Genomic DNA, 26,646 nt, shown 5'->3' with positions numbered 1-26,646 from the left:
GGTGGTCGCCGTACTCCTCGGATGCCTGTCCCTCGGGAACGCCGTGACCCGAGCCGTCGGCTCGAGGGCCGCGCTCGCCGGGGGGATCGGTGCGTCGACCGGAGCCCATACCGCCGCTTCCACGCCGACCCCGAAAAAGGATCACCGCGTACGGGCAGTTAGGCCGCCGTTACATCCCACGGTGACGGCTCAGTAGAAGTAGTCGTCCTCGGAGAGTTGGACGTAGCGGCCGTCGCGGTAGGTGAACTTCTTGTGCTTGTACGTCGCGAGGATCTTCGCGGCGTCGATCCCGGCGGTGTACTTCTTGCTGACGAGGGCGTCGTCGGTTCCGTTGCCCTGCATGTTGTTGATGGTGTCAAACGCCCAGTCCCAGTCGTCGGGTCCGTACTCGGCGACGATGTCGCCGAAGGCGACGTTCCGCAGGACCTCGTCGCCGATCGCGTCCTTCCAGATCTCGTTGTAGTGCTCGAGCGAGTCGGTCGCGGCGAGTCGGCCGGCGATCTTGCCGGTGCGGACAGCGACGTGGTAGCCGCCCTCGTGGAAGGCAGAGGTGGTGCCCATCGCGCCGCCGGCGACGGCGATGTTCGCGCCGACGGGGGACTCGATCGGTCGGGTCGAGGAGATCGGGTAGGTTTCGGTCCCCTTGGACTTCCCGCGGTCCTCGACGCGTGGGATGTCCTCCTCGATGTCGTACTCGTCGCCGTATTCCTGTTCTAACAGCCGGCTGATGTACTCCGCGCCCGAGGGGAGTCGCTCGTCGTCGGGCCGCAGGAGCTTGTACGAACTTGGGTCGTCGACATCTGCGAGGGTCATTCCGATCGGCATCGTCAGCCCGACGCGGGCGACCGTGCCGTCGTTCGGGAAGACCCACGGATAGGCGGTCTCGCCGGGCATGTACCCCCACCAGAACTTGAGGGTGTCCTCGAACTCCGCGAACAGTTCCTCGGGGAACTCCCGATACTCTTGGTAGGCGATGTGGTTTGCCTCCGGCGGCGAGAGGTAGTCGGAGGCGCTCCGGCCGGGTGCGGTAAACTGGTCGAGCGCGTCGAGGGTGATCCGGCGCTGGGGACCATCCGCGAGGACGACGTACTGGGCCTCGAGTTCCTCGCCGGTCGAGAGCGTCAGTGTGTGGGTCGGCCCCTTCGAACTCGTGGCTCGCAGGTCGGTCTCGAGGTCTTTGACCCCGACGCCGACGCGCAGGTCCGCGCCCGCGTCGGTGGCGCGTTCGTGAAGCCAGTCATCCATCCGCGTGCGGTGGAAGGTGTAGCCGAACTTCGGGTAGCTAGCCTCCATGCCGGTCGAGCGCAACTCGACGCGACTGTTCGGGCCGACGAATTCCGTCGCCTCGAGTTCGCGGTGGATGACGTCGTCGGGAATTTCCCGGTAATCGAACCCCATGATGTCGATCCAGTAGTCCAGCATCCCGGCGGCGTCGGTCGAGTCCGGCCCCGGTCCCTCGCGGTCCTCGCGAGGGACCCCCTGCTCGAAGAGGACCGTCTCTGCGCCGTGGGCGGCGGCCCGTTCGGCCGCGGATGCACCAGCGGGACCCCCGCCGACGATCGCGACGTCTACGCGTTCCATACGCCGTTTGGACTCAGTGTGTCGTTATAAAATCTACGAGGTGGACTTTCAGCGTGCCCTTCATTCTTTGCCGCAATCAGCCGAGGGCCATACGGTGACGCACGGCATCCCGCAGCGACCCGACGATGAGTCACGGCGCACGGGTATGCGAGCGACCGGGTGCCGCGAGACGAACGTTTTTCATCGCACTGGACGAGTCACCGAACATGAGCGACGCCGACACGCCGGACGTACTCGTCCTCCGGAAGGGAACCCACGGCACCCCGATCGAACAGTACGCCGACGCGATCCGCGAGCGACTGCCCGACCACACCGTGGAACTCGCGCGAACCCCGGCCGAAGAGAGCGAGGCGATTCGGGACGCCCGCTTCGTCACGGGGATGACGCTCGAGGACGACCTCCTCGCGGCCGCCGAGACCCTCGAGGTCTTCGCGTGTGCGTACGCGGGGACCGGCCACCTGCCCCTCGCAGAACTCGAGGAGCGGGGCGTCGCGGTGACGAACGCCTCGGGCGTCCACGGGCCGAACATCGGCGAGCACGTACTCGGTGCGATCCTCAGTTTCACCCGGCGGTTCCACGTCGGCGCGCGCCGCCAGCGTCGCCGCGAGTGGCGACATTACAAGGCCCACGAGTTACAGGGGTCGACGGTCACTGTCGTCGGACTCGGTGCGATCGGCCAGTCCGTCTGCGACCGGCTCGAGCCCTTCGGCGTCGACACGATCGGCGTGCGGTACTCCCCCGAGAAGGGCGGGCCGACGGACGAGGTCGTCGGCTTCGAGGGCGACGCGTTCGACGACGCGCTCGCGCGGACGGACTACCTCGTCCTCGCGTGTCCGCTCACGGAGACGACCCGCGGACTGATCGACCGCGAGGCCTTCGTGACGATGGACCCCGAGTCGGTGCTGGTCAACATCGCCCGCGGGCCGGTCGTCGAGACCGACGCGCTGGTCGAGGCGCTGCGCTCGAACTGGATCCGCGGCGCGTCACTGGACGTGACCGACCCCGAACCGCTGCCAGAGGAGCATCCGCTGTGGACCTTCGAGAACGTCCAGATCACGCCCCACAACGCGGGTCACACGCCGCGGTACTACGACCGACTGGCCGATATCGTCGCCGAAAACCGTCGCCGGGTCGACGAGTCCGAGACGGATACCGACCTCGAGAATCAGGTGCTGCCCTGACCGGATTATCGTAGCCACTGAAAGTCATTGCACACCCGATCGCACGACAGCGTCGCGATCGGTGTGTAAATCGTTTCAGTGGCTACGATAGCCGTCGGCCGCTGGCACTGCCACCGTCGATCGCCGCCGGAGCCGTCCGACTCACTTTTTTCACCCCCTGCGACGAACCACGGGTATGGACCGATATGCAGCCGACGGGGTCGCTCGAGCGGGACGGAGTGCACGCGCCGGGACGACCGGTACGGGAGGGGTTCGATGCCGCTAACGTTCGACGGGACGGTGCTCGTCCCCGTGGCCGATCCGGACGACGGCGAGCGGACCGCCGCGGCGCTCGCGCCGTATCTCTCCCCCTCGAGTACGGTGCTCGTTGTCAACGTGATCGAAAAGGCGGGCGGCGCGCCCGACAAGGCCTCGGTCGAACAGCGCGAGGAGTACGCCACGGAGATCTTCGAGCGCGCTCGTGGGTCGCTCGAGGGGACGGCGGGAACGGTCGAGACGGCGATCCTCTTCGGCACTGATGTCGTCGAGACGATCTTCGAGGCGGCGACCGAGCGCGACGTCGATGCCGTGGTCTTCGAGCCCCGGGAGGGGAACCGGTTCGTGGAACTACTCACCGGCGACGTGGCCCGGCGGTTGGTAAAAGAGGCGTCGGTTCCCGTAGTCGCACTGCCCCGAGACGAGTCCTAATCGACGGCTTGCGGACGAAACTGTCCTTATCGCAGATCGACGAGCGCGACACAGCCCGTCTGGTCGACCGTGACCCGGTAGCGGGCGTACTCGAACGTAACGGAGCCGATAGATCGGGCGGTCTCTCCGGTCGTGTGAAACAGCGAGTCCAACGCGGTCGGGTCGATCGAGTCGTACAGCGGGCCGAACTCGTCGGCGAGTTCGATGGCGTCGAACGACGATTCCGCGGCGATGGCGGCGATGACCGCCTCGCTGAGGGGTTCGCCGGGTTCGGCCTGATACGCGTTGGCTCCGTCCTGCGGTCGCGGCTCGGCGGCTGATGGCTCAGTTTCCATACCATCCGTACCGGCCCGATGCGGGAAGCGACCACGATTGGATGGTCAACCTATGAAGTGGGGGCGCGTTCTCTCACCGTGTTCCGGAGCAGATTGGCCTGCCCTCGTCGAAGGCGCGCGGACAGCGCCTGATCGGAAATCTCGAGTTTCGCGGCGATCGCCGAGAGCGTCGTCTCCCGCGGTACGTCGAAGTAGCCCTCCTCGAGGGCGATTAGCAGCGCCTCTCGTTGGCGCTCGGTGAGCCCGTATCGATCACCGGTGGCGACCGATTCATCGAAGATCCGCTTGATCCGAAACGAGATTTCCTTCTCGCGGCAGACGTCGCGGTACGCAAACAGCGCCTCCCGCGTCGGCACGCGAGCGCGAATCCGGGTCGCGCCCGTGACGGTGATCTCGAGGTAGCCGATATCGTACTCCGCCGCGGTCGGATAGGTCAGGTGGTCCTCGCCCCGTGCCGACAGCGTGACGCTGTAGAGGCGACGGTCCTCCGGCTCCTCAAGGAGGGTGAACTCGCCGACGGTGTCGTCGGCGGCCAGCGCCGCGGGGACGGCCTCGAGATCCTCGCCGTAGACCCACGAAATGAACTTGGTTTGCCCCGTCTCGGATTGATAGATCTCTTCGATCTCAATCCGCGAGACGGACTCGACGGTCCGTCGGAGGATCGGCGTCTGGATCTCGAATTCGACGATAAGGGCCATAGATCGCTGTCTCGTGTACTGCCTGCGTTCGTCGCGTCATCTCGTCTGCGGGTTCCGAGTGATACGAATACGGACCCCGCGTCTCTTGGTCTGACGATTATGGTCGATAGCGTCGGTAAACAGAGTTATCTACGCCTTGCAAATGAAACGCGATCCACCGTCGGGCAAAAACTGAGAGCCGGTCCTCCTCGTCTCTAGATGTAGCCGTTCTCGAGCAGCAGTTCGCCGTTGAGCACGCTCGCGCCGGCAGCACCGCGGATCGTGTTGTGGGCCAGACAGTTGTACTGCAGGCCGAAGGGTGATTCCTGCAGGCCGCCCGCGGCGATGGCCATGCCGCCGCCGAGCGTGCGGTCCATGCGGGGCTGGGGTCGGTCTGGCTCCTCGAAGACGTGAATGAGCGGGTCGGGCGAGGAGCGCAGATCGAGCGACGGGTACTCCCGCATGGCCTCGGCGGCCGCGTCAGCGGTGAGTTCCTCTTCGGTCTCGACCCAGACGTTCTCGAGGTGGCCGTCGATCGTCGGGATGCGGTTACACGAGGCCGCGACGTCCATACTGTTGTGCGATAGCTCGGCACCGTCGAAGTCGCCGAGCAGTTTACGGGACTCGGTCTCGAGTTTGTCCGCTTCCCCACCGATGTAGGGGATGGCGTTGTCGATGATCTCCATCGAACTGACGCCGTCGTAGCCCGCGCCGGAGACGGCCTGCAGGGTCGAGACGTGGACCTTCTCGAGGCCGAAATCGGTCAGGGCCGCGAGCGTCGGGACGAAGGTGATCGTCGAGCAGTTGGGGTTCTTGACCATCGCGCCGTCCCAGCCGCGCCGATCACGCTGGACCTCGAGTAAGTCGAGGTGTTCGGCGTTGACCTCCGGGATCACGAGGGGGATGTCGTCGTCCATGCGGCCGTTTGAGGAGTTCGACGAGACGACGTAGCCGGCCTCACAGAAGCCGGGTTCGACCGCTGCGCCGACGCTCGAGGGCAGCGAGGAGAAGATCAGGTCGACGTCGTTGGGGACTTCGTCGGGATCGGTCGCCGTGACGGTCATCTCGGCGATCTCCTGCGGGATGGGGCTGTCGACGCGCCATTTGGCGGCCTGTCGATACGTCTTGCCCGCACTGGACTCGCTCGCGGTCAGCGCCGCGATTTCGAACTCCGGATGGGGTTCGAGGAGTTGAATCAGTCGCTGTCCGACTGCGCCGGTCGCACCGAGTACGCCTACTCGTACTGCCATTTTCCGCCACTCCGAGTCGTGTCCGCAAAACCGTTTGGGTTTACGGTAGCGAGTGTCAATCGTCGGAGTTGCCAATCCCGGTCGACACCATGTAGGTGACCGAACAGGTCGCCCGTAGCACCGCGTTATGCGCGGATAGAAGCTATTAAGAAACGGGAGTGCCAGCTATCGAGCGATGCACTACCGACAGGATCGACTCGCGGCTTCCGGACGGCGGTGGTCCCGATGACGAGTTCGACCACGAGTACCAGTGATCGGGGACTGCTCGAGACGCGATTTAGCATGGGCGCGGCGGCCCTCGCAGCGATCGCGGCGCTGGCCGGGCTCTTCTTCGGATGGACGGGCTACAACGACGGCATGCTTCCGGTCCTCGGCACGCAACTGAACATCCTGACGGGCATGATCGGCCTCCTGTTCGGCGTCGGAATCGCCGTCGTTGCGGTCGTCGCCGCGGTCTACATGCGGCCCGGACTCGACGAGTAACGCAGGTACAGGACCGTTCTCTGCGCGATCGATCTTCGTGATGGTAGCATTCAGACACTCAGTGATTACACCGGCCAGCGCGACGCGAGGGCCGCCACTCGGGACTGGAACTGAGATCGAAATCCGATCTATAACTGCAACGGGGACCTGACCCAACCCGGGCGCAGTCGCTCGAGCGCGCTCGCGGCGAGTACTCGAGGTGAAAAGACCGACTTACGCGGGAACTTCAGCGCCTTTCTTTCGAGTCACGTAGCCCGCGATGCGGTTGCGGACGCCCTTGGACTCGACGTTCGTGAGTTTCGTGACGCTCTCTTTGTTCTGCTCGAAATCGGTCGTGAACGCCTCCGGATACCGCTCCAGGAGGAGGGTCCCGGTCTTCTTGACGTAGGCCGGTTTGATTGCCATGTGAGATGGTTCCGTCCAGAGGCTCTTAATCCCTTTCTCTTCGCCTCCGAACCCCGTCGCCGTTGGTCCCGGTTCCGATCGCCCGCCGATGGCAGCGATTGGACCGAACGCTTGCGACCGGACTGCGGTGTCGGCCGCCGGACTCGAGCGGTCTCGTTCGCTCTCCCCCGTGTCTCCGTTCGCCTATATTTTAAATACGAACGGGCGGGCAAACCGCCGTGATGGTACTCCATTTCAGGGAGGCGACGGATGTCTACCGGAAGACGCTGCCGTACGTTCTCCTGCAGTTTGGTATCGGAGTCGCGTTCGCATTGGTCGGCGTGCTCTATCTGGGGCTCATCGGATGGCTCGGGTTCAGGTTCGCCGCGGGCGGGGGCGGAGCCAGTTTGCTCATCGTCGCCGGCGTGATGCTGTTCGGCCTCGTCACCTTCGGGGCTGTCTGGCGACTCGTCCAGCGGTACGCCCTGTACATGGTCAAAACCGGCCACGTCGCCGTCATCGCACACGTCGTCGAGGAGGGCGAAGCGCCGGACGACCAGATCAGCTACGGGATGAATCAGGTCCAAGAGTACTTCGTCTCCGCGTCCGGGCTGTTCGTGATCAACGACGCCATCGACGCGGTACTCAAACAGTTCAACCGCGCCGTGGCGCGATTTCAGGAATTAATTCCGCTGCCGATTCCCCAGCAGTTACAGACGCTGCTCGAGGTCCTCCAACGGTCGGTCGTACTGGCGGTTCGATATCTCGACGAGGCGATCATCGCGTACATGTTCGTCGCCGAGAGCGAGAACCGGTGGCAGTCGGCCCGCGATGGCATCGTCCTCTACGGGAAACACTGGAAGGCAGTGCTCGGCTCGACGCTGCTCGTGGTCGGCGGAATGTACATCCTGTCGTTCGTCCTCTTGACCCTGCTCGCGCCGTTTGCGGTCGTGCTCGATGTCCTCCCGACCGCGCTCGAGGCCGTCTCGTGGCTGGTGGTCGCCGGGCTGATCGCCATCGTCCACACGGGCATCGTCAAGCCGTGGGTGAAGACGGTCGTGATCACGACTTTCCTTATTGAACAGCGTGGTGATGCCCCCGACGCGGAGACCCAAGACTGGATCTCGGAGCGGTCGGATCGGTTCGCCGACGTGGTCGAGAAGGCCGAGAACGACGAGCCGATCGACGAGAACCGCTCGGAAACAGGACCCATATCGGGCGTGACCGGCGAAGCCGGAAACGATCCGACCTGACGTCACTCACCACGAGGAGTGCTCTCGCACGCGCTCGAGCGCCTCGCGCTCGCGGGGGCCGCCGGCGCGGTCGACGACCGAGGCGCAGTGCGCGAGGCGATCCCGAAGGTCGTCCTCATCGTACTCGGCGACGCCGAGTCGCGACGCGGCGACGGTCGCCTCGACGACCGCCCCGAACCCGCGGTCGATCGTCGGGACTGTCTCGCGTTCGACGGCCGACTCGAGGGGTCGAAGCGCCCACGCCTCCCACTCGGTCCCTCCGCTGGTCCCGGCGTCGACTCGCTCGACCGCGACGCGCGCCCATGCGTTCGCGGACTCGAGAATCGGTTCCTCCCGTTCGACGATCGAGAGGGCGGCGTCGGCGAAGGCGACCGGATCGTCGACGAACTGGACGTAGCCCTCGCCCTGCCGACGGAAGTTCCGGCGGGTCCGAGTATTTCCCCACGTCCGCGCGGTGACGGGATTGCCGGTGTGCAGCCCGAGCGCGGCGGCGTTCCACAGCCCGTTCGGCCCCAGCGTCGTCACGACGGACTCCGTGACGCCGGACAGTTCGACGGGCCATGCTGCTGTATCTGCTCCCGCGTCTCGATCGTCGCTCATAGCTCGATCGCCCCGTGCTCGAGCCCGATGAACAACCCAGCGGCGGTGATATCCGCCGTCGTGCCCGGGTTGACCCCGCGGTCGACGAGATCTGCGGCGAAGGGCTCGACGGCCTCGGGGTCCGTCTCGAGGGCGTCGTCCGCGACGAGTTCCGCGGCCCGATCGGTCACCTCGCGGGCGGTGGCCTCGTCGTGGCGCGTCGCCACGAGCGTGTCCGGTCGCTCGGCGAGCAAGGAGAGAAAGACCGCTGCGGTTCGATCCGAGATCGGCCCGTCGGCCGCGGCGAGTCTTTCAGCGGCCGCGAACGAGCGGTCGAAGCCGCGGACCCACTCGCGAGCGACGCCGTCGCCGGGAACGCTTCGCTCCATGATATCGAACAGCGTCAGCCCGCGCTCCTCGAGTGCCGGGATCGCGTCCGCGCCGCGGCGGACGTCGAGGGTCGCCATGTCCTCGGGCGGGTCGTCGACCCCCACGTCGACGTGGTCGAACGCGCGGTAGAACGACGCCGCGTCGCCGACGGTCGTCTCTTGGACGACGGCCTCGGCGACGGGCTGTGAGAGTTCCTCGCGGGCGGCGCGGACGAGTGGGACGAGCAATAGGAGCGCTCCGAACTGCGTGTTCCCGCCCTCCTGTGTGGCCATCCCCTCGACGGCCCGCTCGAAGGCCGGTCCGACCGCCGCGCCGTCGGCCGCCAACGCGAGTCCGTCGCGGGCCCCCACCGCGCCGGCGAGGAAGTGCTCGAACCGCAGGTCCGCGAGATCGCGGTGGCGGTCGACGTTCCCCGGTTTGGGGGTGCCCGAAACCTCGAGCAGCAACGCCAGTTCCGCGTTCCCTGCCGGTGATCGCATACGGGCAGTTGCTGCCGGGAGGGCTTAGGGATAGGGATTGAGCCTGGAGACGGGTGCCGCGATGAGCAGCGAACGGCAAGCAGCAAGCGCGGTCGCGTCCCCTCCGTTTAAGTGTCGAACGGCCGACTGCTCGCGTATGGGCTACGATACGGCCGCGAAGACCGATCCGGAGTCAGTCATCGACGAGGAGTGGGGCGGAATGTGGTTCCTCAAGGAGGATCTCGATACCGCGGAACTCGGCATTTCGGTCCTCGAACTCGAGCCCGACGGCAAGGGCATGGAACACGACGAGGCCGACTCCGGACAGGAGGAAGTCTACTACGTCGTCGAGGGCCCGGTCGAAGTCGCCCTCGCGGACGCCGACGAGACGGTCGAACTCGAGACGGACGACGTCATTCGGCTGGATTCCGAGGAAACGCGCCAGATCCACAACCGCGGCGACGAGCGCGCGAAACTCGTCCTGGTCGGCGCGCCGCTGTAGTTTCGTCGGGGGTCGGGGCGAGACGCCGCTCGAGTACACCAGCTGTTTTTGGGACCCGGTCGAACCCATCGTGTCAGCACCGCCACGGCCAGTGGCTAGCGGCTCGCCTCGAGCCCCAGTTGCCGTTCGACTGCGTCGCGAACGCGCTCGAGGACGACCGGATTGTCGCTGGGCCGGCCGACACTGACGGCGTCGGCTCCGTACGCGACGTACTCGCGGACGGTTTCCTCGTCCCGGACGCCGTTGTTAGCGATGACGAACAGGTCTGTCGCGTCGGCCACGTCGGCGATCACCGATTCGGTGTCCATCGCGTCGACGTGGACGAACGCGGCTCCCGCGGCCTCGAGCCCGCGGGCCAGTTCCGGGAGGTCGACCCGGGGAACCTCCGCGCGAACTTTCACGCCGACGGTCGCGCCGGTCTCGGCCGCGCGGTCGACGTAGCCGGTGAGGCGCTCGCCGTCGCGCAGGAGCGTCTCGCCGCAGCCGACGGCACAGAGCTCCGCTTGCCGGCAGTGGGCATTGATCTCGAGGTAGGCGTCCCGGTCCCGGCAAACGCGGGCGGCTTCGGCGATCGGTTCGGGGGTCGCGCTCCGGACGTTGAACGCCGGCTGGATCGGCGTCTCCGCGAGTGCCTCGAGTTCGCGGTCGATGAAGGCGAGGGGCTCTTCGGGGAGGAATTCGGTGCGCTCGCGCTCGACGAGTTCCCGCGCGGCCGCTCTCGACTCCGCATCGAGTGCGATGCCGCCGAGGAACGCGGCACCGGCGTACTCCGCGCCGGCTTGCGCCCAGTCGGCGTCGGCCTCACCGCTCAAGCTCGCGAGCGCGAGCGGCGGCGCGAACGACACGGTCGAGGCCATTTCAGGGCAGGTTCTCGATCGCGTGGTTGATCGCGCGAATCAGCCGCTTGGCGTCCTCTCTGGAGTCGATCGTGATATCCGTCTTGACGGTCGGGCGGTCGAACTCGGTGTTGTCGTTCTCGTCGATCACGAACGCGTCCGCGAACGGGTAGGCGGCAGCCAACCCCGCCGTATTCGGCTCCGCGTTGACAGCCGCCATCAGATCGGCGGCTGGCCCGGAGAACGCGTCGTCACCGAGGAACGGCGAGACGGCGACGACGGTCGTCTGCGCGAGCGCGTCGGCCACGCCCGGCAGCGCCAGCATCGGCCCGATGCTGGTGACCGGGTTCGAGGGACCGATAATGACGTCGTCCTCGAGTGCCTCGAGGACGCCCGGCGCGGGCTCGGCCTGCGAGGAGCCGCGGAACTCGACGGTGTCGACCGCCGGCTCGCCGCGGTGAGCGACCCAGTACTCCTGGAAGTGCATGAGCCCCTCGTCGGTGTGGATCAGACTCGCGACGGCGTCGTCGCTCATCGGGAGGAGATCGATGGTGAGCCCGAAGGCGCTCGCGAGCCGCTCGGTCGCCTCGCTCAGCGTGTGGCCCTCGTCGAGGAGGCTCGTCCGCGTGATGTGGACCGCCCGGTCGCGGTCGCCGATCGTCATGAACTCGGCGACGCCGGAGAAGCGTCGCCAGTTCGCGAGATCGCGGCTCGCGGTCTGTTTCTCCTCGGGGAGATACTGTGGCCCGTCGGGGAGCCCCGCGGCCGACGCGATGTCCGAAAGCGCCGAGTTGGTTCGGTGCGTGTCACCGTCGATGCCCCACCACGTCTCGCGGTCGAGGATCCCACCGCCCTGAAACAGCAGCGTATCGACGTCCGGCGAGACGAAGAGCCCGCCGAGCTCGATGTCGTCGCCCGTGTTGGCGACGACCGTGGTCTCCTCCGGCGAGAACGCGGCGGCAGCGCCGTCTAACAGCTTCGGCGTTCCAGTGCCCCCGGAGAGGAAGGTAACCATACCTACACCTCTCGAGCGTGGCTACTTAATCGCTTTCGGCCGCCTCGCGTGGTTCGGAGGCCGCGGCGATCGCGACGCCCGCTAGTCGCCGATCCAGTCCGCGAAACTCCCCTCGAGCAGCGTCTCTGACTGCCGAGCGACGTACCGCTGTTGCATCTCCTCGATCCCGTCGGGGAGTGTCGCCCCGTCCTCGAGCGCCGCCTCGACCTGCTCGCGCTTCCAGCGGGCCGGCGTCACTCGCTGGCGGACGCGCCGGCGGAGCGGGTAGAGGTACTTCGCGGCGTCTTCCTCGCTTAACCCGCGGTTGGTCAGCCCGTCCTCGGCGTGGGCCAGCAGATCCTCGTAGAGAGCGAGGCTGTCGGTCGTCTCCTTGCCGTCGTTGGTGATCCAGGTAAGGTCGGCCGCGAGCCCGTCGACCATCGCGGCGTAGAAGTTCTCCCGTGCGAGTTCCCAGTCGAGTTCGACCACCGGGTGCTCGAGGCGGGTCAGGCTCTCCATCAGGCCGGCGAAGGCGGCGAGGAACGAAATCGAATCGCGGACCGTTGGCTGGGCGGGGATCGGCCGGAACTCGATGCGGGCGTTGGCAGCAGAGCGGGTGGGGCCGCCGAAGACGGGGCGGACCCACCGCCAGTAGGTGCCGTGTTTCCGGCTGAAGTGGGGGAACTGGTCGTCGAAGCGCTCGCCGCCGTCGACCGGCATCGGGACGATGGTGTCGTCCGCGGCGATCCGATCGATCGCCTCGTCGACGGCCTCTAAGTCGCGGGGGAAGCGGACCTTGCCTTCGCCCGTGGTCGGGTCGTTGAGCACGGTTTCGAAGACGCTGATACGGTGTTCCATCCAGCCGTCCCGGAGGACGTCCTCGGCGGTCGCGTCGTCGTCGTAGAGGTCGGCGGGGAAAAACGGGGAGTTGACCCCGAGCGCGAGGAGGGGGCCGGCGATCCGCAGCGCGTAGTTGAAGTACTCGGGGAGGTCGGGAGCGTGGGCCACCTGATAGTGGGGCTGGATCGACGTGATCAGGCTCTCGGGCATGACGGTATCGGCTTGGACGGAGACGTGGGGGGCCTCGATACGCATCCCCGCGGACTCGGCCTGATCGGTGTTCGCCATCGCGTGGTAGCGAGCGGAGCCGCTCATGTTCGTCGCGACGCGGATCGCGCGTTCGGTGCCGTCGTCGTCCGTCGTCGTCCGCTCGACGCTGTCGGTGAGGTAGGTTTCCGCGTCCTCGCCTTCCGGCGGAATCGTCCAGAGCGCGTCGCTGACCAGTCGCATCCGCTCGGACTGGGTCACGTCGAGGGCCGTCTGCAGGCGCGCTTTGACCTCCGACTCTTGGGCCGCCAACCCCGGCGCGTTCAGCGGCTGCGGACTGGTCGTCATCTCCGCGTTGTGCAGTCCGAGTTCCTTCTCGAACCCGATCAACTCGAGCAGTCGGCGCGGGACCCGCCGCAGGGTACAGTCGTCGGCTTTGACCGCGTAAAACTCGTACTCGAGGCCGACAATCGCCTGCGGGTTGTCGAAGACACCTTCCTCGACGGCGTCTTTGATGACCTCGGCGTCCGCCTCGGCCCGCTCGCGGAAATCGTCGGCGTCGACCGCCAGTACGTCCGCGACCCGTGCGGCGAGTTCCTCCTCTGGCATACCTCCGAGTGTGCGCGCGATTGTCTTGAAAGCACGTCCCTCGGACTCGAGCGAACGCCGTCGCGATCGAGCGAAATTGACGCTGATGCGGTGGCGCTCGACTCGGACCAAACCCGCTAGCGTCGTTTCTCGCTCGTCACGTCGACGTCGCCGGTGCCGGAGACGGTGACGTGGTACCCTTCGTACCTGAACGTGAGTTCGCCGTCGAATCCGTGTTCGAAGAGCGAGTCGAGCGCGTCCGGTTCGACCGAGTGATACAGCGGCGCGAGGTCGGTGCTGTCGACGCCTTTCTCCGCGCTGACTTTCCGGAGGACAGTCATACTCGGGGGTGAATTGGTCAGGCGTTCCATACGAAGGGGTATTTATTCACGGCCCAAATAGTCTGGTAATAGTACGGTTCCACAACCCAGGTCAAAAACTTATTTTCCGGCTTCCTGACGGGTAACTCGACGGGGCGGTGCTCACGGTGTACTCCGTTCCGGCCCGAATCCGTTGAATGGGCGGCTGTACTCCTGTTTGAGCACCTCCGATCGGTTCACGTCGATGCCGCTACTCTCGAGGGACTCGATGATCGCTGCGATTTCGCTCGTCGACTCGCCGATAATTTCGACGTGGAGGTTCTCCTTACCGGCCAGGATCTCTCGAACGGTGATGACGCCGTGTTTCTCGAGCGTTTCCGCCGCCATCTGTTCCCGGTCCGCGAGTGGGACCGTACAAAAGAGGAGGAAGTGATGATGAATCCCCGCCGCCTCGTAGTCGAGGACCGTCTCATAGCTCTCGATAACGCCGCGCTCCTCGAGTTTGGAGATCCGGTCGCTTACCGTCGTCGACGAAACACCGACCTGCTGCCCGATCTCCTCGTTTGTGATCTCGTATACGTTCGTCTGTAACAGAGAGAGGATTTCCTGATCGGTTTCGTCTAACTGCTCCATGGTGTGGCACTCGTTATCTTTTTCGGATAGGTCTTTTCCCAAACAGCATTGGACGACCGATACCATCGGCTCTCGCCACGTTCGTCGGCGCATCCATCACCGATCGGTCTCAGAACCGTTTTACTCCCCGCGGCGATACACACTGCCGATGAAATTCGCCACGTTCGCCGACCGCGCCGGGACGATCGATGCCGAACCCGCCGACCTCGAGATCGTGGCTCACGTTCGAGAGCTGCTCGCCGATGCCGGCGACGAGATCGAGATCGTCGCACGGTTCGCGCAGGGTCGAGTGTTTCCGGCGTGGGACTCGACGACGCTCGATATCGGGCCGAGCGCGTGTTACGAGGCGATCGCCCGCGCCGCGGGGACGAACGTGAGCAGCAACGACGTCGAAGAGCGCCTCGCCGAGGTCGGGGAGATCGGTGACGTGGCCGCGAGGTACGACTTCGGTGGCCAGCAGGGCCTCGGTGCGTTCACTGGCGGGGGGACCGACGACAGCGGTGCTGGCGGCGGTACTGGCGGAAACGGGACCGGCGGCGACCTCACCGTCCGCGAGGTCGCGGAGACGCTCGCGGACCTCGCCGCCGCCGAAGGGTCGGGCAGCCACGACCGCAAGGTCGACCTGCTCTTCGGTCTGTTCAATCGCTGCTCGAGCGAGGAGGCGCGCTATCTCGCTCGACTCGTCCTCTCGGAGATGCGAATCGGCGTCGGCGAGGGGACCGTTCGGGACGCCATCGCGGCGGCTTTCGACGTGCCCAAGGAGCGAGTCGAGCGTGCGCTCCAGGTCTCGAACGACTACGGACGGGTCGCCCGGATCGCCCGCGACGAGGGAGTCGACGGACTGGACGCGATGGAACTCGATGTCGGCCGCCCCGTCCAAGCGATGCTCGCGCAGGCGGGGACGGTGACCGACGCGCTCGAGGAGTGGGAGACCGCCGGCGTCGAGTGGAAGTACGACGGGGCTCGCGTCCAGTTGCACTACGATCCCGGCGACGGCGAGACCCGCGTCTTCTCGCGGAACATGGAGGACGTCACCGATGCGCTCCCCGAAGTGGTCGAGTTCGCCGACGAGCGCCTCGAATCCCCGGTGATCCTCGACGGTGAGGTCGTCGCGATCGACGAGGACGGCTCGCCGCTCCCGTTTCAGGAGGTGCTCAAGCGATTCCGGCGCAAGCACGACGTCGCGAAGGCCCGCGAGGACGTCTCGGTGCGGCCAGTCTTTTTCGACTGTCTGCACGCCGGCGGGGAGGACCTGCTCGAAGAACCGTTGACGACGCGCCACGACCGGCTCCGGTCGGTGCTGGTTGATGCTGTCGATGAGACCGGTTCCGACGCGGCCGCCATCGACGACGAAGACATCGAGGGCCTCTCCCTGCTCTGGCGCACCGACGATCCGGACGAAATCGAGTCGATCGACGCCGACGCGCTCGAGGCCGGCCACGAGGGGATCATGCTCAAGAACCCCGAGTCGACGTACTCGCCGGGCCGGCGGGGCAAACACTGGCGCAAGCGCAAACCGGACGTGGAGACGCTCGACTGCGTCGTGACCGGTGCGGAGTGGGGCGAAGGGCGACGCGCGACCTTCCTCGGGACGTTCGAACTCTCCGTGCGCGCGGGAGAGGACTTGGAGACGGTCGGCAAGGTCGCGACCGGGATCACCGACGAGAAACTCGAGGAACTGACCGACCTGCTCGAGCCACACATCGAAGCCGAGGAGGGACAGGAAGTCGACCTCGAGCCCGCGGTCGTCTTCGAGGTCGGCTACGAGGAGATCCAGTCCTCGCCGACCTACTCGTCGGGCTACGCGCTTCGGTTCCCGCGGTTTCAGGCCGTGCGACCGGACAAAGAGCCGGCCAACGCGGACTCGATCGAGCGCCTCGAGCGCCTGCAGGGCCAGTGATGACGGCGATGGCCGCTCGAGCGGTCGGCGGTGAGCGGTGACTGACCGGCGAGCGGTCACCGAACGAAAACGGCCTTCGTCGGTTCAGCATCAACATAATTAAGCGCGTTTGGACAGGCGTCGAGTACGCTATGGCTAGTACTGATGAGACGCGAACGGTAATCGTCACGGGCTCGACGAGAGGGCTCGGAAAACGTATCGCGGAGCGATTCGTGGCACTCGGCGACAACGTCGTCATCTGTTCGCGATCGCTCGAGGACTGTGAACAGGTCGTCGACGAATTCGACGACGCGGACGGCACTGCTCACCCCGTCGAAGTCGACGTGAGCGAGAAGTCGTCGGTCGAACGCTTGATCGATGCGACCGTCGAGCGGTTCGGTCGGGTCGACGTGCTGGTAAACAACGCGGGGATCAACATCCGCGGTCCCGCGGAGGAGATGGCAGCCGAGGACTGGCAGCAGGTCATCGACGTGAACCTGACCGGCTCTTTCTTCTGTGCGCAGGCGGCTGGGTCCCGAATGATCGAACAGGGAGACGGCGGCGAGATCGTCAACATCTCGAGCATGATGGGGAGCATGGGGCAGCAGGATCGCACGCCGTACAACACCTCAAAGGGAGGGGTCAACAACCTCACCCGGTGTCTCGCAGTCGAGTGGGCGGAACACGACATCCACGTGAACGCGCTCGCGCCGGGGTACATCATGACGGAGATGGTCGAACAAGCCCAAGACGAGACGGACTTCGACGAGGCGGATATCCGGGATCGGACGCCGCTCGATCGGTTCGGGACGCCGGAGGAGATCGCGAACTGCGTCGAGTTTCTCGCGTCGGGGGACAACTTCGTCACGGGCGAAGTGCTCACCGCCGACGGCGGCTGGACGGCGTTCGGCTGGGGGAGCAAGGATCGCTGATCAGCGCTCGAGGGGAGAGGGGGTTACACGAGCGACCGCGGAATCGACCTGCGTCCCGCTCCGGCTGTTACTGGCCGTCCATAGCGTGGCCGCGGCGGGCCGTGACGGGCCGCGCGGCGCGACTGACCATATGTAAGCACCCTTAAGAGCCACGGGAAACAGGATTCCCGTATGCAACCGCGCGACCTGTCCGATCACGTCGCATACGAGGCGGGTCGAGGCATCGAGGAGGTCGCCCGCGAACTCGACCGGGATCCCTCCGAATTCGTCAAACTCGCCTCGAACGAGAACCCGCACGGCCCCTCGCCGGCCGCCGCCGTGGCCATCCGCGAGACGGCCTCGAGCGTGAGTTCCTACCCCAAAGCCGCCCACGCCGACCTCACGAGCGCCGTCGCCGACCGCTGGAACGTCGCCGACGAGCAAGTCTGGCTGGCAAACGGCGGCGACGGGGCGATCGACTACCTCCACCGGGCGGTCCTCGAGCCCGGCGACAGCATCCTCGTTCCCGCGCCCGGCTTCGCCTACTACGGGATGAGTTCCCGGTACCACCACGGCGACGTTCGGGAGTACGACCTCTCGAAGGCCGACGACTTCACACAGGACGCCGAGACGGTCCTCGAGCACTACGACGGCGATCGGGCGATCTTTCTCACCAGCCCGCACAACCCGACCGGCTCGACGATTCCGCTCGAGGAAGTCGCGAAACTCGCCGACGCGACCGACGACGAGACGCTGGTCGTCGTCGACGAGGCCTACGGCGAGTTCGCGGACCGGGACAGCGCCGTTGCCCTGCTCGAGGGCCGGGACGGCTTCGAGGCCCGCGACGATGTCGCGGTCCTACGAACGTTCTCGAAAGCCTACGGGCTGGCCGGGGTCCGACTCGGCTACGCGGTCGTCCCCGGGGAGTGGGCCGACGCCTACGCCCGCGTGAACACGCCCTTCGCGGCGAGCGAACTCGCCTGCCGGGCCGGCATCGCCGCCGTCGACGACGACGAACACGTCGAGCGCACCGTCGAGACCGCCCGCGACTCGCGCGCGTACATGCGCGAACACATCGACGCCCACGTCTGGGAGAGCGAGGGCAACTTCGCCCTCGTCGATGTCGGCGATGCCTCAGCCGTCGCCGAGGAGATGCAACAGCGGGGCGTCATCGTCCGCGACTGCTCGAGTTTCGGCCTTCCCGGCTGTATCCGCATCACCTGCGGCACCGAGGACGAGACCGAGCGCGCCGTCGAGACGGTCAACGACGTGCTCGCGGCCCTCGACCTCGAGACGGGGCCGTCGGACGAGGCCGACGATCCGGACGCGGAGGTCGTCGACTCATGAGACTCGCGGTCACCGGCACGCCCGGCACCGGAAAGACGACCGCGACGGACCTGCTCGAGTCCCAACTGGCCGACGCCACCGGCGACGGAGACGAGCCGACCCCCGACCTCGAGGTGATCCACCTCAATCGACTCCTCGAGGAGGAAGAACTCTACACCGAGGTCGATGCCGACCGGGAGAGCAAAATCGCCGACCTCGACGCGTTAGGTGAGCGCGTTGCGGGCCGCGACGACGTCGTGATCGAATCGCACCTCTCCCATCACATCGAGGTCGATCGGGTCGCCGTGTTGCGGTGTGAGCCCGCGACGCTCGAGGAGCGGCTGCTCGAGCGCGGCGAAACCGAAGCGAAAGCGCGAGAAAACGCCGAGAGCGAAGCGCTCGACGTGATCCTCTCGGAGGCCGTCGAGGAACACGGCCTCGAGTCGGTCTACGAGATCGACACGACCGAGCGCGATCCGGCCGCCGTCGCGGACGCACTCGAAGCGGTCGCGGCGGGCGAGCGCGAGCCGAGCGCCGGCGAGGTCGACTTCGTGGGGTATCTCACATGACGCTGGATAAGTTCCGGCCGTACGTCTCGCGGTTCCTCGATCCCTTCGTCAAGGGCTTCGATCGCGTCGGGATGACGCCCAACGGCGTGAGCGTGGTCGCGTTCGGAATGGCGATTCTGGCGGCGGTCGCGTTCGCGCTGGGCGGGCTCGAGGACCCGGTCTGGTACGCCGTGGCGGCCGCGCTCGTGTTCCTGAACGGCTGGCTGGACATCGTCGACGGCGCGCTCGCGCGCGAACAGGAGGTCGCCTCGTCCGGCGGCGACCTGCTCGATCACGTCCTCGATCGGTACGCGGACATCGTCGTCATCGCCGGGTTAGCGGCGGGACTCGAGAACTACCTGCTCGGCTTCGCCGCCGTGACCGGCGTCGTGATGACCTCGTATCTGGGCACGCAGGCCCAAGCCGTCGGGCTCGACCGGGTCTACGGCGGCCTCGTCGGTCGTGCGGACCGGCTGGCGATCATCGGCGTCGCCGGCTTCCTCGCGTACCCGCTGGCGGGGACGACGCTGGCCGGATTCTCTCTCGTCGGCTGGCTGCTCGTCTTCCTCGCGGTCGTCGGCCACCTGACCGCGCTCCAGCGGTTCTATTACTCGTGGGCCGCCCTCGAGTAATCCCTGTTTTGACCCCGCGCTCCGGACGTTCTGCCCGACTGCAACCGCGCCGCATGCTTTATCCCTTACCGGGATATAGGGTCTGTCATGGTTCAGTGCGAGATGTGTGGGGCCGAGACGTCGTCCCCGAAAACCATCAAAGTCGAGGGCGCGAAGCTAGATGTGTGTTCGGACTGCACGGACTTCGGCACTGAAGTCAAAGACACCTCGAGTTCGAGCTCGTCGACGAAGTACTCGACCGGGTCGAGTTCGTCCTCCTCGAGCGGGGGCGGCCAGTCGTCCGGCTCGAGCGCGAGTTCCTCGAGTTCGGGCGGCTCGAGCCAGCGCCGCTCGGACATGTTCGACGACATGGACGAGCTCGCGACCGATTACGACGACCGCGTGCGCAACGCCCGCGAGAACAAGGGACTGAGCCAGTCCGATCTCGCGAACGAACTCAACGAGAAGGCGAGCCTGATCCGCAAGATCGAACGCGGCGATACGCTGCCAAGCGACAAGGTTCAGTCCGAACTCGAGGACTTCCTCGAGATTTCGCTGAGCGCACAGGGCGGCTCCGCGGACGACACGGAGTGGTCCGGCGGCTCCTCGACGGGGAGTTACACGCTGGGCGATGTCGTCAAGCGAAAGGACTGACCGACCGTCGTCGCCGCGATCGCGTCGGTGACTCGCAAGCTATTTCTTCCGTGCGGGTGCGGTTGCCGATATGTTCGTCCTGGTTAATCTGAAGACGTATCCGTGTGACCCGATCGAAGTCGCGGAAGCCGTCCGTGACGTCAACGAACGTACTGACGCCCGACTTGCCGTCGCGCCGCAGGCGGCCCATCTCGAGCAGGTCGCCGAGACGGGCGCGGAGACGTGGGCCCAGCACGTCGATGCGATCGACCACGGGAGCAACACCGGCCACGCGCTCGCCGAGACCGTCGCCGATGCGGGCGCGGTCGGCACGCTGATCAACCACTCCGAGCGACGGCTGAAGCTGGCCGACATCGACGGCGCGGTCCGAGCGGCCGAGCGCGCGGACCTCGAGACGGTCGTCTGTGCGAACAACCCGGCCCAGATCGGCGCGGCCGCGGCGCTGGGCCCGGATGCCGTCGCCGTCGAGCCGCCGGAACTCATCGGTACCGGAACGCCGGTCAGTCAGGCCGACCCCGACATCGTCGAAGACGCCGTCGAGGCCGCGGCGAACGTCGATTCCGAGGTCTCGGTCCTCTGTGGCGCAGGCATCAGCACGGGCGACGATGTCGTCGCCGCGGGAGACCTCGGTGCCGAAGGCGTCTTGCTCGCCAGCGGCGTCGCGAAGGCCGACGATCCCAGCGCGGCCCTCGCGGACCTCGTCGAACCGCTCTGAATCACCGCGACGGTCCGCGGTCGGCCACAGCACACGGCGGCGACCGCGGCTGACCGCCGACCGACTTTTCTCCGTCCCCGCCGAAGGTGTGGCCATGTCTGACAACGAAAACGAAAACGGGGAGGCGGCCGCGACCGCGACGGGGGAGCGATCCGTCGCTGTCACGCTCGAGAACCGGTTGATGAGCCACGGGCTCTACCTGACCTCGTTCGCGTGGCTGGACGACACCGAGCCGCCGGGCGAGGACGGGGCCGGAATCGAACTCGAGTACGAGGCCGTCTCCGAGGTGCCCGCGGTCACGAGCGACGAGGTCGGGGCCGTCCTGCGGACGCTCCTAACGATCGGCGACGAACGGGAGTGGACGCCTGGACGACTCGAGGTCACGTCGCTGACGACCGACGGCGATGTCCGCGGCTGGTGGTACGTCGAACGCGAGTGGTTCGACCGACTCGGCAAGGATCTCTCCCAACTCGAGTTTTCCCAACGCGTACTGGATACCGTTAAAAATTACCGAGACGAACGATAAGGCCGTTACACCCTCTCGGAGAGATAGATTAATGGTGGCGCATACGCCTGTGTATCGTAGACGATCCCATGACCGGAGAACAGGTGTACGTTTCTCACGCGCCCGGCGACCTCGCCCTCGTTCAGGACCTGTTCTCGACTGTCAAGAACTTCCCTTTCGGGGTGCATATCGCACTCGAGGAGATCGAGTCCGGCCGGTCGCGAAAACGACTCGAGGGGCGACTCGCCAACAGCGATCTCGTCGTCGCGGTGGTGACCGACGACGCGGCCGGCAACCGGTGGATCGAACAGGAGATCGGCTATGCGGTGGCGAAAGGCATTCCGGTCTTGCCGCTCCACGACGAGGGAACCGGTCCCCACGGCTACATCGATGACGTCGAGGGCGTGACGATCGATCGCGGCGACCTCACGGTGACGATCTTCAATCTGCTCTGTCGGCTGCGGGGAGCCCTCGCCCCGTTGGGGGCGCTGTCGGTCCCGAACTGGTATATTCGGTTCCCGTGTACGGTCCCCGACTGCGGGCACCCGGTCACGCTCGAACTCGAGCAGGGACAGACGAAACTCTGGAAACTCCACAGTCACGGCAAACTCCTGACGGCGGCCTGTGAGTCCTGCGAGTCGACGTACTACTTCAATCCGGCCACGATCGGCTTCATCAGCCGCGAGGACGGCGCGGAAACTCAGTCGTCGGCTCGGAGCCGCTCGTAGGCTTCGGTGACGAGTTTGAACGCCGATTGACTGCCGCTTTCCCGGTCCGGGTGGGCGCGTTTGACCTGTGCGTGAAAGGCCTCGCGGATCGCCTCGTCGTCGGCGTCCGCGTCCACGCCGAGCACCTCGCGAGCCCGCTGTTTTCGCATGGCGACATCAGTGATGATTCCCTTCTCCTCCGCGTCGGCTTTGCAGTCGGGACACAGCCGCTCGGTTCGCTCGTCAATCGTGGTGACTCGAAAGCGCTCGACGGCAACCAGTTCCCGACACTGACTACAGCGGTTCCGGTCGCCATCCGTCTCCGCGGAGCCGGTCTCGCTGCCGGCCGTTTCGCCGGACCCGGTCGTCGCCGAGCCGTCGGCTCGAGCGGTGTCTGTGTCGGTTGCATCCGTGTCAGCGCCGTCCGAACCGCCGTGACCGGGCGCTTCGGCCACGCAGGACGGACAACACGACAGAACCGTTCCGTCGTCGAGGACGATGTCCTCGAGCTCGGCCGTGAGACAGGGCTCGGTACAGCCGTCACAGGTTCCCCGACGCTGATCGAGCGAGTTCCCCTTTTGGGCAGCCGCTCTGGCGTGGGGCGTACACTCCGGACAGCAGACGACCTGCTCGCCGTCCGGCATCGTCACCGTCGTCAACTCCTCGAGCCCGACCGTTCGACCGCACCCGTCACAGCCGGCCCGACGTTCGCCGACTACAGCCATTACGCGAGCGGTTCGGGTTCGTCCCATATTAGTTCTTCTGCTGACAGTCACCCGCGCGGTCAGCTTGCGGGTCGGCCATCGTCTCGCGTCGCCCCGGGACTGGACTCGCGTCTCGAGCAGGCCGGTCCGAGCGGGCGGTGTAGGATCCGCTTACCGAACGAGAGCGGCCCGGGATAGAGCGATCGCTGCTGAACGGTGTCGATAACAAAGTGCGTGTTCGCCCATCGACCGGTCGTGCGAGGCGACCCTCGCACGGAGACGCGCTGTCCGATGGACGGCACTCGGCGGCCGCCCGTCGCCGAGTTCCTCCTCTCCTGTCAGGGATCGCAGTGACCGTCTCGACCGAGACGGGGTTGGTCGCAACTCGACCGAATTCGTCTCGTGACTTTCGTTCGCCGCACTCGTTCCCGTCGTGTGGGCAGAATCGGGAAATCAATAGGACCTCGGCCACGAGGGTCGCGTATGGATACGGCAGTTCAAACCGGGGCCCGCGATCGTCCGACCGGTCGAGAACGAGTCGGCACCGCGGCGGTCGATACCCTTCTCGTCGCCGGCTTCGTCCTCTTCGGCCGCATCGAACACGGCGGGAACCCGCTCGCCGAACCGCTCGCCTCGCTCGAGACGATTGCACCGTTCGTGATCGGCTGGCTCGCTGTCGCGCTCCTCGCGGGCATTTACACCCGCGACCGCCCCGTGGGACGCGACGGGCTCCGGCTGACGGCCGTGGCGTGGATCGCGGCGGCGAACGTCGGGCTCATGCTCCGGGCGTCCCCGTTGTTCGAGGGCAGTGCGACGTGGCCGTTCCCCCTTGTCATCACCGGCTTCGGACTGCTGGTCTTGCTCGGCTGGCGACTCGGCTACTCCGTGTACCGATCAGCAACTGAGTAATTCTTTGCGCCGGCGATCGACGCCGCTGACGTGAACGGAATCGGACGTATACGATATATGGAGTCAGTTTCACCATGGGGAAGAGAACGCCTCTTCTTCCGTTCTCTAGCCGGTATCGGTGATAAGTTCAAAGAATTGAACATACCGAACGGTAATATATCATTATCCGAGAGTCAGATATGCAACTCATAAGTTATGGGTGTGTGTCGCTATGGATACTCGTTAGAGACCCGTCTACCATGAACCGATTATGGGAAACACTTATATGGATATTTCCCATACTATAGAATACATTATGACTGGATATTACGACATTGTTCTCGGCCTCATCCCAGTCGCACTGCTCGGTATCACCGCGGCCCTGATGGTCGTCGGACTGTCTCTGACGACGGCGGTGCCGCTCGGATCGCTGGTCGCGATGGGAATTATCGGGCACGCAATGTTCGTCAATACGCCAGCCGACTCCGCCGACGAGCCCCGGTCCGCACGCCCGCCGATGAACGCGGACTAATCTCACTGTCTCTCCGATTCTCCCCTCTCCCCTTTCGCTTTCGATTGTTTTTCCCGCTGCCGTTCCGTGGTACCGAGTATGACTGAGACCCTGTTTCTGACCAGTGCGACCGTCGCCGACCTCGCGGCCCCGGCCGAGTACGTCGACGCCGTCCGCGAGGGGTACCGTCAGCGCGGCAACGGTGCGCCCGCTCAGCCGCGATCGAAGTTCCTCCGCGCCGATCCCGAGGGCATGCTCACGAGCTATGCCGCCGTCCTCCCCGAAACCGGCGCGATGGGCGGCTACATGTACAGCGCCGGCTTCGGTGCCGGCGACGCGTGGTTTATGACGCCGCTGTTCGACGCCGAGAGCGGCGCGCCGCTTGCCCTGCTTGACGGCGCGAGCATGAACCCGTTCAAGACCGGCGCTGCTGGAGCCGTTGCCGTCGACGAACTCGCCCGTGACGACGCCGACACCCTCGCGATCATCGGCAGCGGCGCGCAAGCGCGAGGCCAACTCCGCGCGACCGCGACCGTCCGGGCGTTCGACGAGGTCCGCGTCTACTCGCCGACGCCCGCGAATCGCGAGGCCTTCGCAACCGACTTCGACGCCGATCTCGAGGCCGACGTTCACGCGGTCGACTCGAGTAGCGCCGCCGTGACGGGCGCGGACGTCGTGATCACGGCGACGAAGGCGAGCGAGCCCGTCTTCGACGGCGACGACCTCGAGCCCGGGACTCACGTCACCGCGATGGGCCAGTACTCGCCGGACAAGCGCGAACTGGACGCGAAAACCATCGAGCGGGCGACCTACGTTCCAGACCTCCGCGAACGGGCGACGGTCGACGCCGGCTCGTTCATGCAGGCGCTCGAGGCGGGCGCGATCACCGAGGACCACGTCCACGCGGAACTCGGCGAGATCGTCGCGGGGAACGCGCCGGGTCGGACGAGCGACGACGAGATCACGGTCTTCGACAGCGGCGGGACGGGCATCGAGACCGTCGCCGCGGCGTACCTGCTCTACGAGCGCGCCAGCGAACGGGGGCTCGGCCAGACGATCGAGTTCGCACCGGCGAGCGAGGCGTTGACGGGGGACTAGGCGCTCGAGAGCTCGGTTTCGGTGACGCAATCGACGGACGGAGGCGAGACGGGGCTACGTTATGAACGAAAACAGGACGTACGCACCGGTGAGCGACAGCACCGGGGTGAGTACCCAGAGGACGACGATCCGGGCCGTGGCCGCGGGGTCGAACAGGCTTTCGGCGGACAGTTCGTCCGGTCGTTCCTCGCCGATCGGCGGGACGCCGCCGTCGGAAACCTGTTCGTCCGGGTCGGGGACGTCCCCTTCGGAGAGTTCGCCGACGGTCGGGCTCGCCGGCGTGTCGGCGTCGGCGTCAGTCGGTGAGGCCGCGAGTGCGCCCGTCGTCAACTCCGGGGCCGACTCCTCGGCCGGCGTCGGCGTCGCGATCTCCGCGAGCGTCCGCGCGCGACTCGCTCGCCCCCAGCCCAGACCGATGATACAGGATGTCGTACTCACCGCGAGGCTGGCCGGAATGCCGAGCCAAGAAAGGATGGTAATGATCGTCGCACCGATCGTCGAAACGATGAGCGCTGCCAGGATCGGCAGGTCGGTGATGTCGTTGCCCACCGTCGCCAGCGTCCGTCGGGCGATCGTGAACCCGCCAAGGCTGATCGAGCCGACCGCCAGGAGGATCGCCGGATCGGCGGCGATGCTCCCGTTCCCGACCAGCGGCGCGACCGCGTTCGCGGCGTTCGACGCCCCGGCACTGAACCCCATGTAGCACGCGATCATGACCACCAGCGTCGCCCCACCGATGTCTCTGGACGCTGCGTTTTGATTGATCCTCGGCCGAGGAATCCGCCCCCGCCTATCGATGGCGATCAACGGGTCCCGCAGGCGACCGAACGAGAACTTGGCGTCGAGATAGGGGTACAAATACCGGCCGATGATGGCCCCCACCGAAGCGGCGGTCAACGGGGCGACGATCCACGCCGAGAGGATCGTGAACATCAGGGCGGCGTCGAGCGTTCCCGTCGCCAGCCCGAGTCCGACGATGGCACCGACCGCGGTCATCGACGTCGACGCCGGGACGCCGTAGGCGTTCGACACCAGGAGGGAGAGGCCGGTGAAAAAGAGGACGCCAACGCTCGCTTCGGGTGAGAAGACCGCCGCGTCGACGATCCCGCTGCTCATCGTTTCGATGACGTTTCGCCCGACGGTCCACGCCCCGACGAACGCGAAGATGGTGAAAAGCGCCGCGGCGGTGACTTTCCTGACGATCCGACTCCCGACCGCCGGTCCGAAGGCGACCCCCGTCGAGGAGCCGCCGATGTTGTACCCGACGAACACCGCCACCAGCAACCCGATGATGAGTAATGGCTCCGCCATGCGCTGTTCTTTGTGGGAGGAAAGGAGAAACCCCGCCCCGTAGGGCCAGGTTATATCCGTCGACGGCGATGCCGACGCCGTCGGCAGTCGAGGCGACGGA

At 66.2% G+C, this 26,646-nt stretch carries 31 protein-coding genes; 17 read left to right on the top strand and 14 right to left on the bottom strand.

Going from position 1 to position 26,646, the window contains the following annotated elements; translation table 11 throughout:
• Positions 1-189: 189 nt before the first annotated feature.
• Positions 190-1,581 carry an NAD(P)/FAD-dependent oxidoreductase gene (locus tag C489_RS17805; protein WP_006432737.1) on the bottom strand — a complete coding sequence of 464 codons (1,392 nt, stop codon included), beginning with the start codon at positions 1,579-1,581 and terminating at the stop codon, positions 190-192.
• A 206-nt stretch (positions 1,582-1,787) separates the two neighbouring features.
• On the opposite strand from C489_RS17805, the gene C489_RS17800 reads away from it, so the two are divergent.
• Together C489_RS17800 and C489_RS17795 are read left to right on the top strand one after the other, a co-directional pair.
• Positions 1,788-2,762 carry a D-2-hydroxyacid dehydrogenase gene (locus C489_RS17800; RefSeq protein ID WP_006432736.1) on the top strand — a complete coding sequence of 325 codons (975 nt, stop codon included), beginning with the start codon at positions 1,788-1,790 and terminating at the stop codon, positions 2,760-2,762.
• 255 nt (positions 2,763-3,017) lie between these two features.
• Positions 3,018-3,449, top strand: coding sequence for a universal stress protein (locus C489_RS17795; RefSeq protein ID WP_006432735.1), 432 nt, complete (start codon positions 3,018-3,020; stop codon positions 3,447-3,449).
• A 26-nt stretch (positions 3,450-3,475) separates the two neighbouring features.
• On the opposite strand, the gene C489_RS17790 is transcribed toward C489_RS17795, so the two are convergent.
• The 3 genes from C489_RS17790 to asd all read right to left on the bottom strand — a co-directional run bounded on the left by C489_RS17790 (position 3,476) and on the right by asd (position 5,711).
• On the bottom strand, positions 3,476-3,784 hold the full coding sequence (locus tag C489_RS17790; RefSeq protein WP_006432734.1) for a HalOD1 output domain-containing protein: 309 nt from the start codon (positions 3,782-3,784) through the stop codon (positions 3,476-3,478).
• Positions 3,785-3,834: 50 nt separating this feature from the next.
• Entirely contained in the window at positions 3,835-4,482 is a 648-nt protein-coding gene (locus C489_RS17785; protein ID WP_006432733.1) for a helix-turn-helix domain-containing protein, read from the bottom strand.
• Positions 4,483-4,676: 194 nt separating this feature from the next.
• Positions 4,677-5,711, bottom strand: coding sequence for an aspartate-semialdehyde dehydrogenase (gene asd / locus C489_RS17780; RefSeq protein WP_006432732.1), 1,035 nt, complete (start codon positions 5,709-5,711; stop codon positions 4,677-4,679).
• A 216-nt stretch (positions 5,712-5,927) separates the two neighbouring features.
• On the opposite strand from asd, the gene C489_RS17775 reads away from it, so the two are divergent.
• Entirely contained in the window at positions 5,928-6,194 is a 267-nt protein-coding gene (locus C489_RS17775; RefSeq protein WP_006432731.1) for a hypothetical protein, read from the top strand.
• Between the two features lie 213 nt (positions 6,195-6,407).
• Here the strand turns inward: C489_RS17775 and C489_RS17770 are convergent, their stop codons facing one another.
• Complete coding sequence (locus C489_RS17770; protein WP_006432730.1) at positions 6,408-6,599, bottom strand: 30S ribosomal protein S17e; 192 nt, start codon at positions 6,597-6,599, stop codon at positions 6,408-6,410.
• A 221-nt stretch (positions 6,600-6,820) separates the two neighbouring features.
• Here C489_RS17770 and C489_RS17765 point away from each other — a divergent pair, with 221 nt between their 5' ends.
• The gene (locus C489_RS17765; protein WP_006432729.1) at positions 6,821-7,831 is read left to right on the top strand and encodes a hypothetical protein; all 1,011 of its coding nucleotides are present in this window, start codon (positions 6,821-6,823) and stop codon (positions 7,829-7,831) included.
• Positions 7,832-7,837: 6 nt separating this feature from the next.
• Here C489_RS17765 and C489_RS17760 read toward each other — a convergent pair whose 3' ends face one another.
• Positions 7,838-8,431 (bottom strand): DUF447 domain-containing protein, encoded by a 594-nt coding sequence (locus tag C489_RS17760; protein WP_006432728.1) that lies wholly within the window; start codon positions 8,429-8,431, stop codon positions 7,838-7,840.
• Entirely contained in the window at positions 8,428-9,279 is an 852-nt protein-coding gene (locus tag C489_RS17755) for a triphosphoribosyl-dephospho-CoA synthase (RefSeq protein WP_006432727.1), read from the bottom strand. Before C489_RS17755 ends, C489_RS17760 begins: the two co-directional genes overlap by 4 nt.
• Before the next feature lie 136 nt (positions 9,280-9,415).
• On the opposite strand from C489_RS17755, the gene C489_RS17750 reads away from it, so the two are divergent.
• Positions 9,416-9,760 (top strand): cupin domain-containing protein, encoded by a 345-nt coding sequence (locus C489_RS17750; RefSeq protein WP_006432726.1) that lies wholly within the window; start codon positions 9,416-9,418, stop codon positions 9,758-9,760.
• Positions 9,761-9,855: 95 nt separating this feature from the next.
• Here C489_RS17750 and C489_RS17745 read toward each other — a convergent pair whose 3' ends face one another.
• The 5 genes from C489_RS17745 to C489_RS17725 form a co-directional block, all read right to left on the bottom strand.
• Entirely contained in the window at positions 9,856-10,617 is a 762-nt protein-coding gene (locus C489_RS17745) for a tRNA-dihydrouridine synthase (RefSeq protein WP_006432725.1), read from the bottom strand.
• Between the two features lies 1 nt (position 10,618).
• The gene (gene cofD / locus C489_RS17740) at positions 10,619-11,611 is read right to left on the bottom strand and encodes a 2-phospho-L-lactate transferase (protein ID WP_006432724.1); all 993 of its coding nucleotides are present in this window, start codon (positions 11,609-11,611) and stop codon (positions 10,619-10,621) included.
• Positions 11,612-11,692: 81 nt separating this feature from the next.
• Positions 11,693-13,246 (bottom strand): hypothetical protein, encoded by a 1,554-nt coding sequence (locus C489_RS17735; RefSeq protein ID WP_006432723.1) that lies wholly within the window; start codon positions 13,244-13,246, stop codon positions 11,693-11,695.
• 116 nt (positions 13,247-13,362) lie between these two features.
• Positions 13,363-13,596 carry a HalOD1 output domain-containing protein gene (locus C489_RS17730; RefSeq protein ID WP_083902833.1) on the bottom strand — a complete coding sequence of 78 codons (234 nt, stop codon included), beginning with the start codon at positions 13,594-13,596 and terminating at the stop codon, positions 13,363-13,365.
• 111 nt (positions 13,597-13,707) lie between these two features.
• Positions 13,708-14,178, bottom strand: a complete 471-nt coding sequence (locus tag C489_RS17725) for an Lrp/AsnC family transcriptional regulator (RefSeq protein WP_006432721.1) — start codon at positions 14,176-14,178, stop codon at positions 13,708-13,710.
• 148 nt (positions 14,179-14,326) lie between these two features.
• On the opposite strand from C489_RS17725, the gene ligA reads away from it, so the two are divergent.
• The 9 genes from ligA to C489_RS17675 all read left to right on the top strand — a co-directional run bounded on the left by ligA (position 14,327) and on the right by C489_RS17675 (position 22,055).
• On the top strand, positions 14,327-16,078 hold the full coding sequence (gene ligA / locus C489_RS17720) for an ATP-dependent DNA ligase LigA (protein WP_006432720.1): 1,752 nt from the start codon (positions 14,327-14,329) through the stop codon (positions 16,076-16,078).
• Positions 16,079-16,209: 131 nt separating this feature from the next.
• Positions 16,210-16,989: an SDR family NAD(P)-dependent oxidoreductase gene (locus C489_RS17715; RefSeq protein WP_006432719.1), complete on the top strand. Its 780-nt coding sequence runs from the start codon at positions 16,210-16,212 to the stop codon at positions 16,987-16,989.
• A 171-nt stretch (positions 16,990-17,160) separates the two neighbouring features.
• Entirely contained in the window at positions 17,161-18,315 is a 1,155-nt protein-coding gene (hisC, locus tag C489_RS17710; protein WP_006432718.1) for a histidinol-phosphate transaminase, read from the top strand.
• Entirely contained in the window at positions 18,312-18,863 is a 552-nt protein-coding gene (locus C489_RS17705) for an adenylate kinase family protein (RefSeq protein WP_006432717.1), read from the top strand. The genes hisC and C489_RS17705 overlap by 4 nt, the downstream gene beginning before the upstream one ends.
• A complete protein-coding gene (locus tag C489_RS17700; protein WP_006432716.1) occupies positions 18,860-19,474 on the top strand; it encodes a CDP-alcohol phosphatidyltransferase family protein in 615 nt (204 codons plus the stop codon). Before C489_RS17705 ends, C489_RS17700 begins: the two co-directional genes overlap by 4 nt.
• An 87-nt stretch (positions 19,475-19,561) precedes the next feature.
• Positions 19,562-20,107 carry a multiprotein bridging factor aMBF1 gene (locus C489_RS20975; RefSeq protein ID WP_083902832.1) on the top strand — a complete coding sequence of 182 codons (546 nt, stop codon included), beginning with the start codon at positions 19,562-19,564 and terminating at the stop codon, positions 20,105-20,107.
• A 70-nt stretch (positions 20,108-20,177) separates the two neighbouring features.
• Positions 20,178-20,822 carry a triose-phosphate isomerase gene (gene tpiA / locus C489_RS17685; protein ID WP_006432713.1) on the top strand — a complete coding sequence of 215 codons (645 nt, stop codon included), beginning with the start codon at positions 20,178-20,180 and terminating at the stop codon, positions 20,820-20,822.
• A 94-nt stretch (positions 20,823-20,916) separates the two neighbouring features.
• Complete coding sequence (locus C489_RS17680) at positions 20,917-21,348, top strand: hypothetical protein (protein ID WP_006432712.1); 432 nt, start codon at positions 20,917-20,919, stop codon at positions 21,346-21,348.
• 68 nt (positions 21,349-21,416) lie between these two features.
• On the top strand, positions 21,417-22,055 hold the full coding sequence (locus C489_RS17675) for a toll/interleukin-1 receptor domain-containing protein (RefSeq protein WP_006432711.1): 639 nt from the start codon (positions 21,417-21,419) through the stop codon (positions 22,053-22,055).
• Here the strand turns inward: C489_RS17675 and C489_RS17670 are convergent.
• Positions 22,028-22,759: a J domain-containing protein gene (locus tag C489_RS17670; RefSeq protein WP_006432710.1), complete on the bottom strand. Its 732-nt coding sequence runs from the start codon at positions 22,757-22,759 to the stop codon at positions 22,028-22,030. The genes C489_RS17675 and C489_RS17670 overlap by 28 nt on opposite strands.
• A 462-nt stretch (positions 22,760-23,221) precedes the next feature.
• On the opposite strand from C489_RS17670, the gene C489_RS17665 reads away from it, so the two are divergent.
• From C489_RS17665 to C489_RS17655, 3 genes are all read left to right on the top strand, one after another.
• A complete protein-coding gene (locus tag C489_RS17665; protein ID WP_006432709.1) occupies positions 23,222-23,647 on the top strand; it encodes a DUF3054 domain-containing protein in 426 nt (141 codons plus the stop codon).
• Between the two features lie 295 nt (positions 23,648-23,942).
• Positions 23,943-24,158, top strand: coding sequence for a hypothetical protein (locus C489_RS17660; RefSeq protein WP_049891025.1), 216 nt, complete (start codon positions 23,943-23,945; stop codon positions 24,156-24,158).
• A 78-nt stretch (positions 24,159-24,236) separates the two neighbouring features.
• Complete coding sequence (locus C489_RS17655; RefSeq protein WP_006432707.1) at positions 24,237-25,235, top strand: ornithine cyclodeaminase family protein; 999 nt, start codon at positions 24,237-24,239, stop codon at positions 25,233-25,235.
• Positions 25,236-25,289: 54 nt separating this feature from the next.
• Here the strand turns inward: C489_RS17655 and C489_RS17650 are convergent, their stop codons facing one another.
• Complete coding sequence (locus C489_RS17650) at positions 25,290-26,546, bottom strand: inorganic phosphate transporter (RefSeq protein WP_006432706.1); 1,257 nt, start codon at positions 26,544-26,546, stop codon at positions 25,290-25,292.
• Positions 26,547-26,646: the final 100 nt, after the last annotated feature.

The organism is Natrinema versiforme JCM 10478 (assembly GCF_000337195.1).
GTDB lineage: Archaea > Halobacteriota > Halobacteria > Halobacteriales > Natrialbaceae > Natrinema > Natrinema versiforme.
Note: the sequence above shows the minus strand (reverse complement) of the source record. Positions and strands in the feature narration are given on the sequence as shown.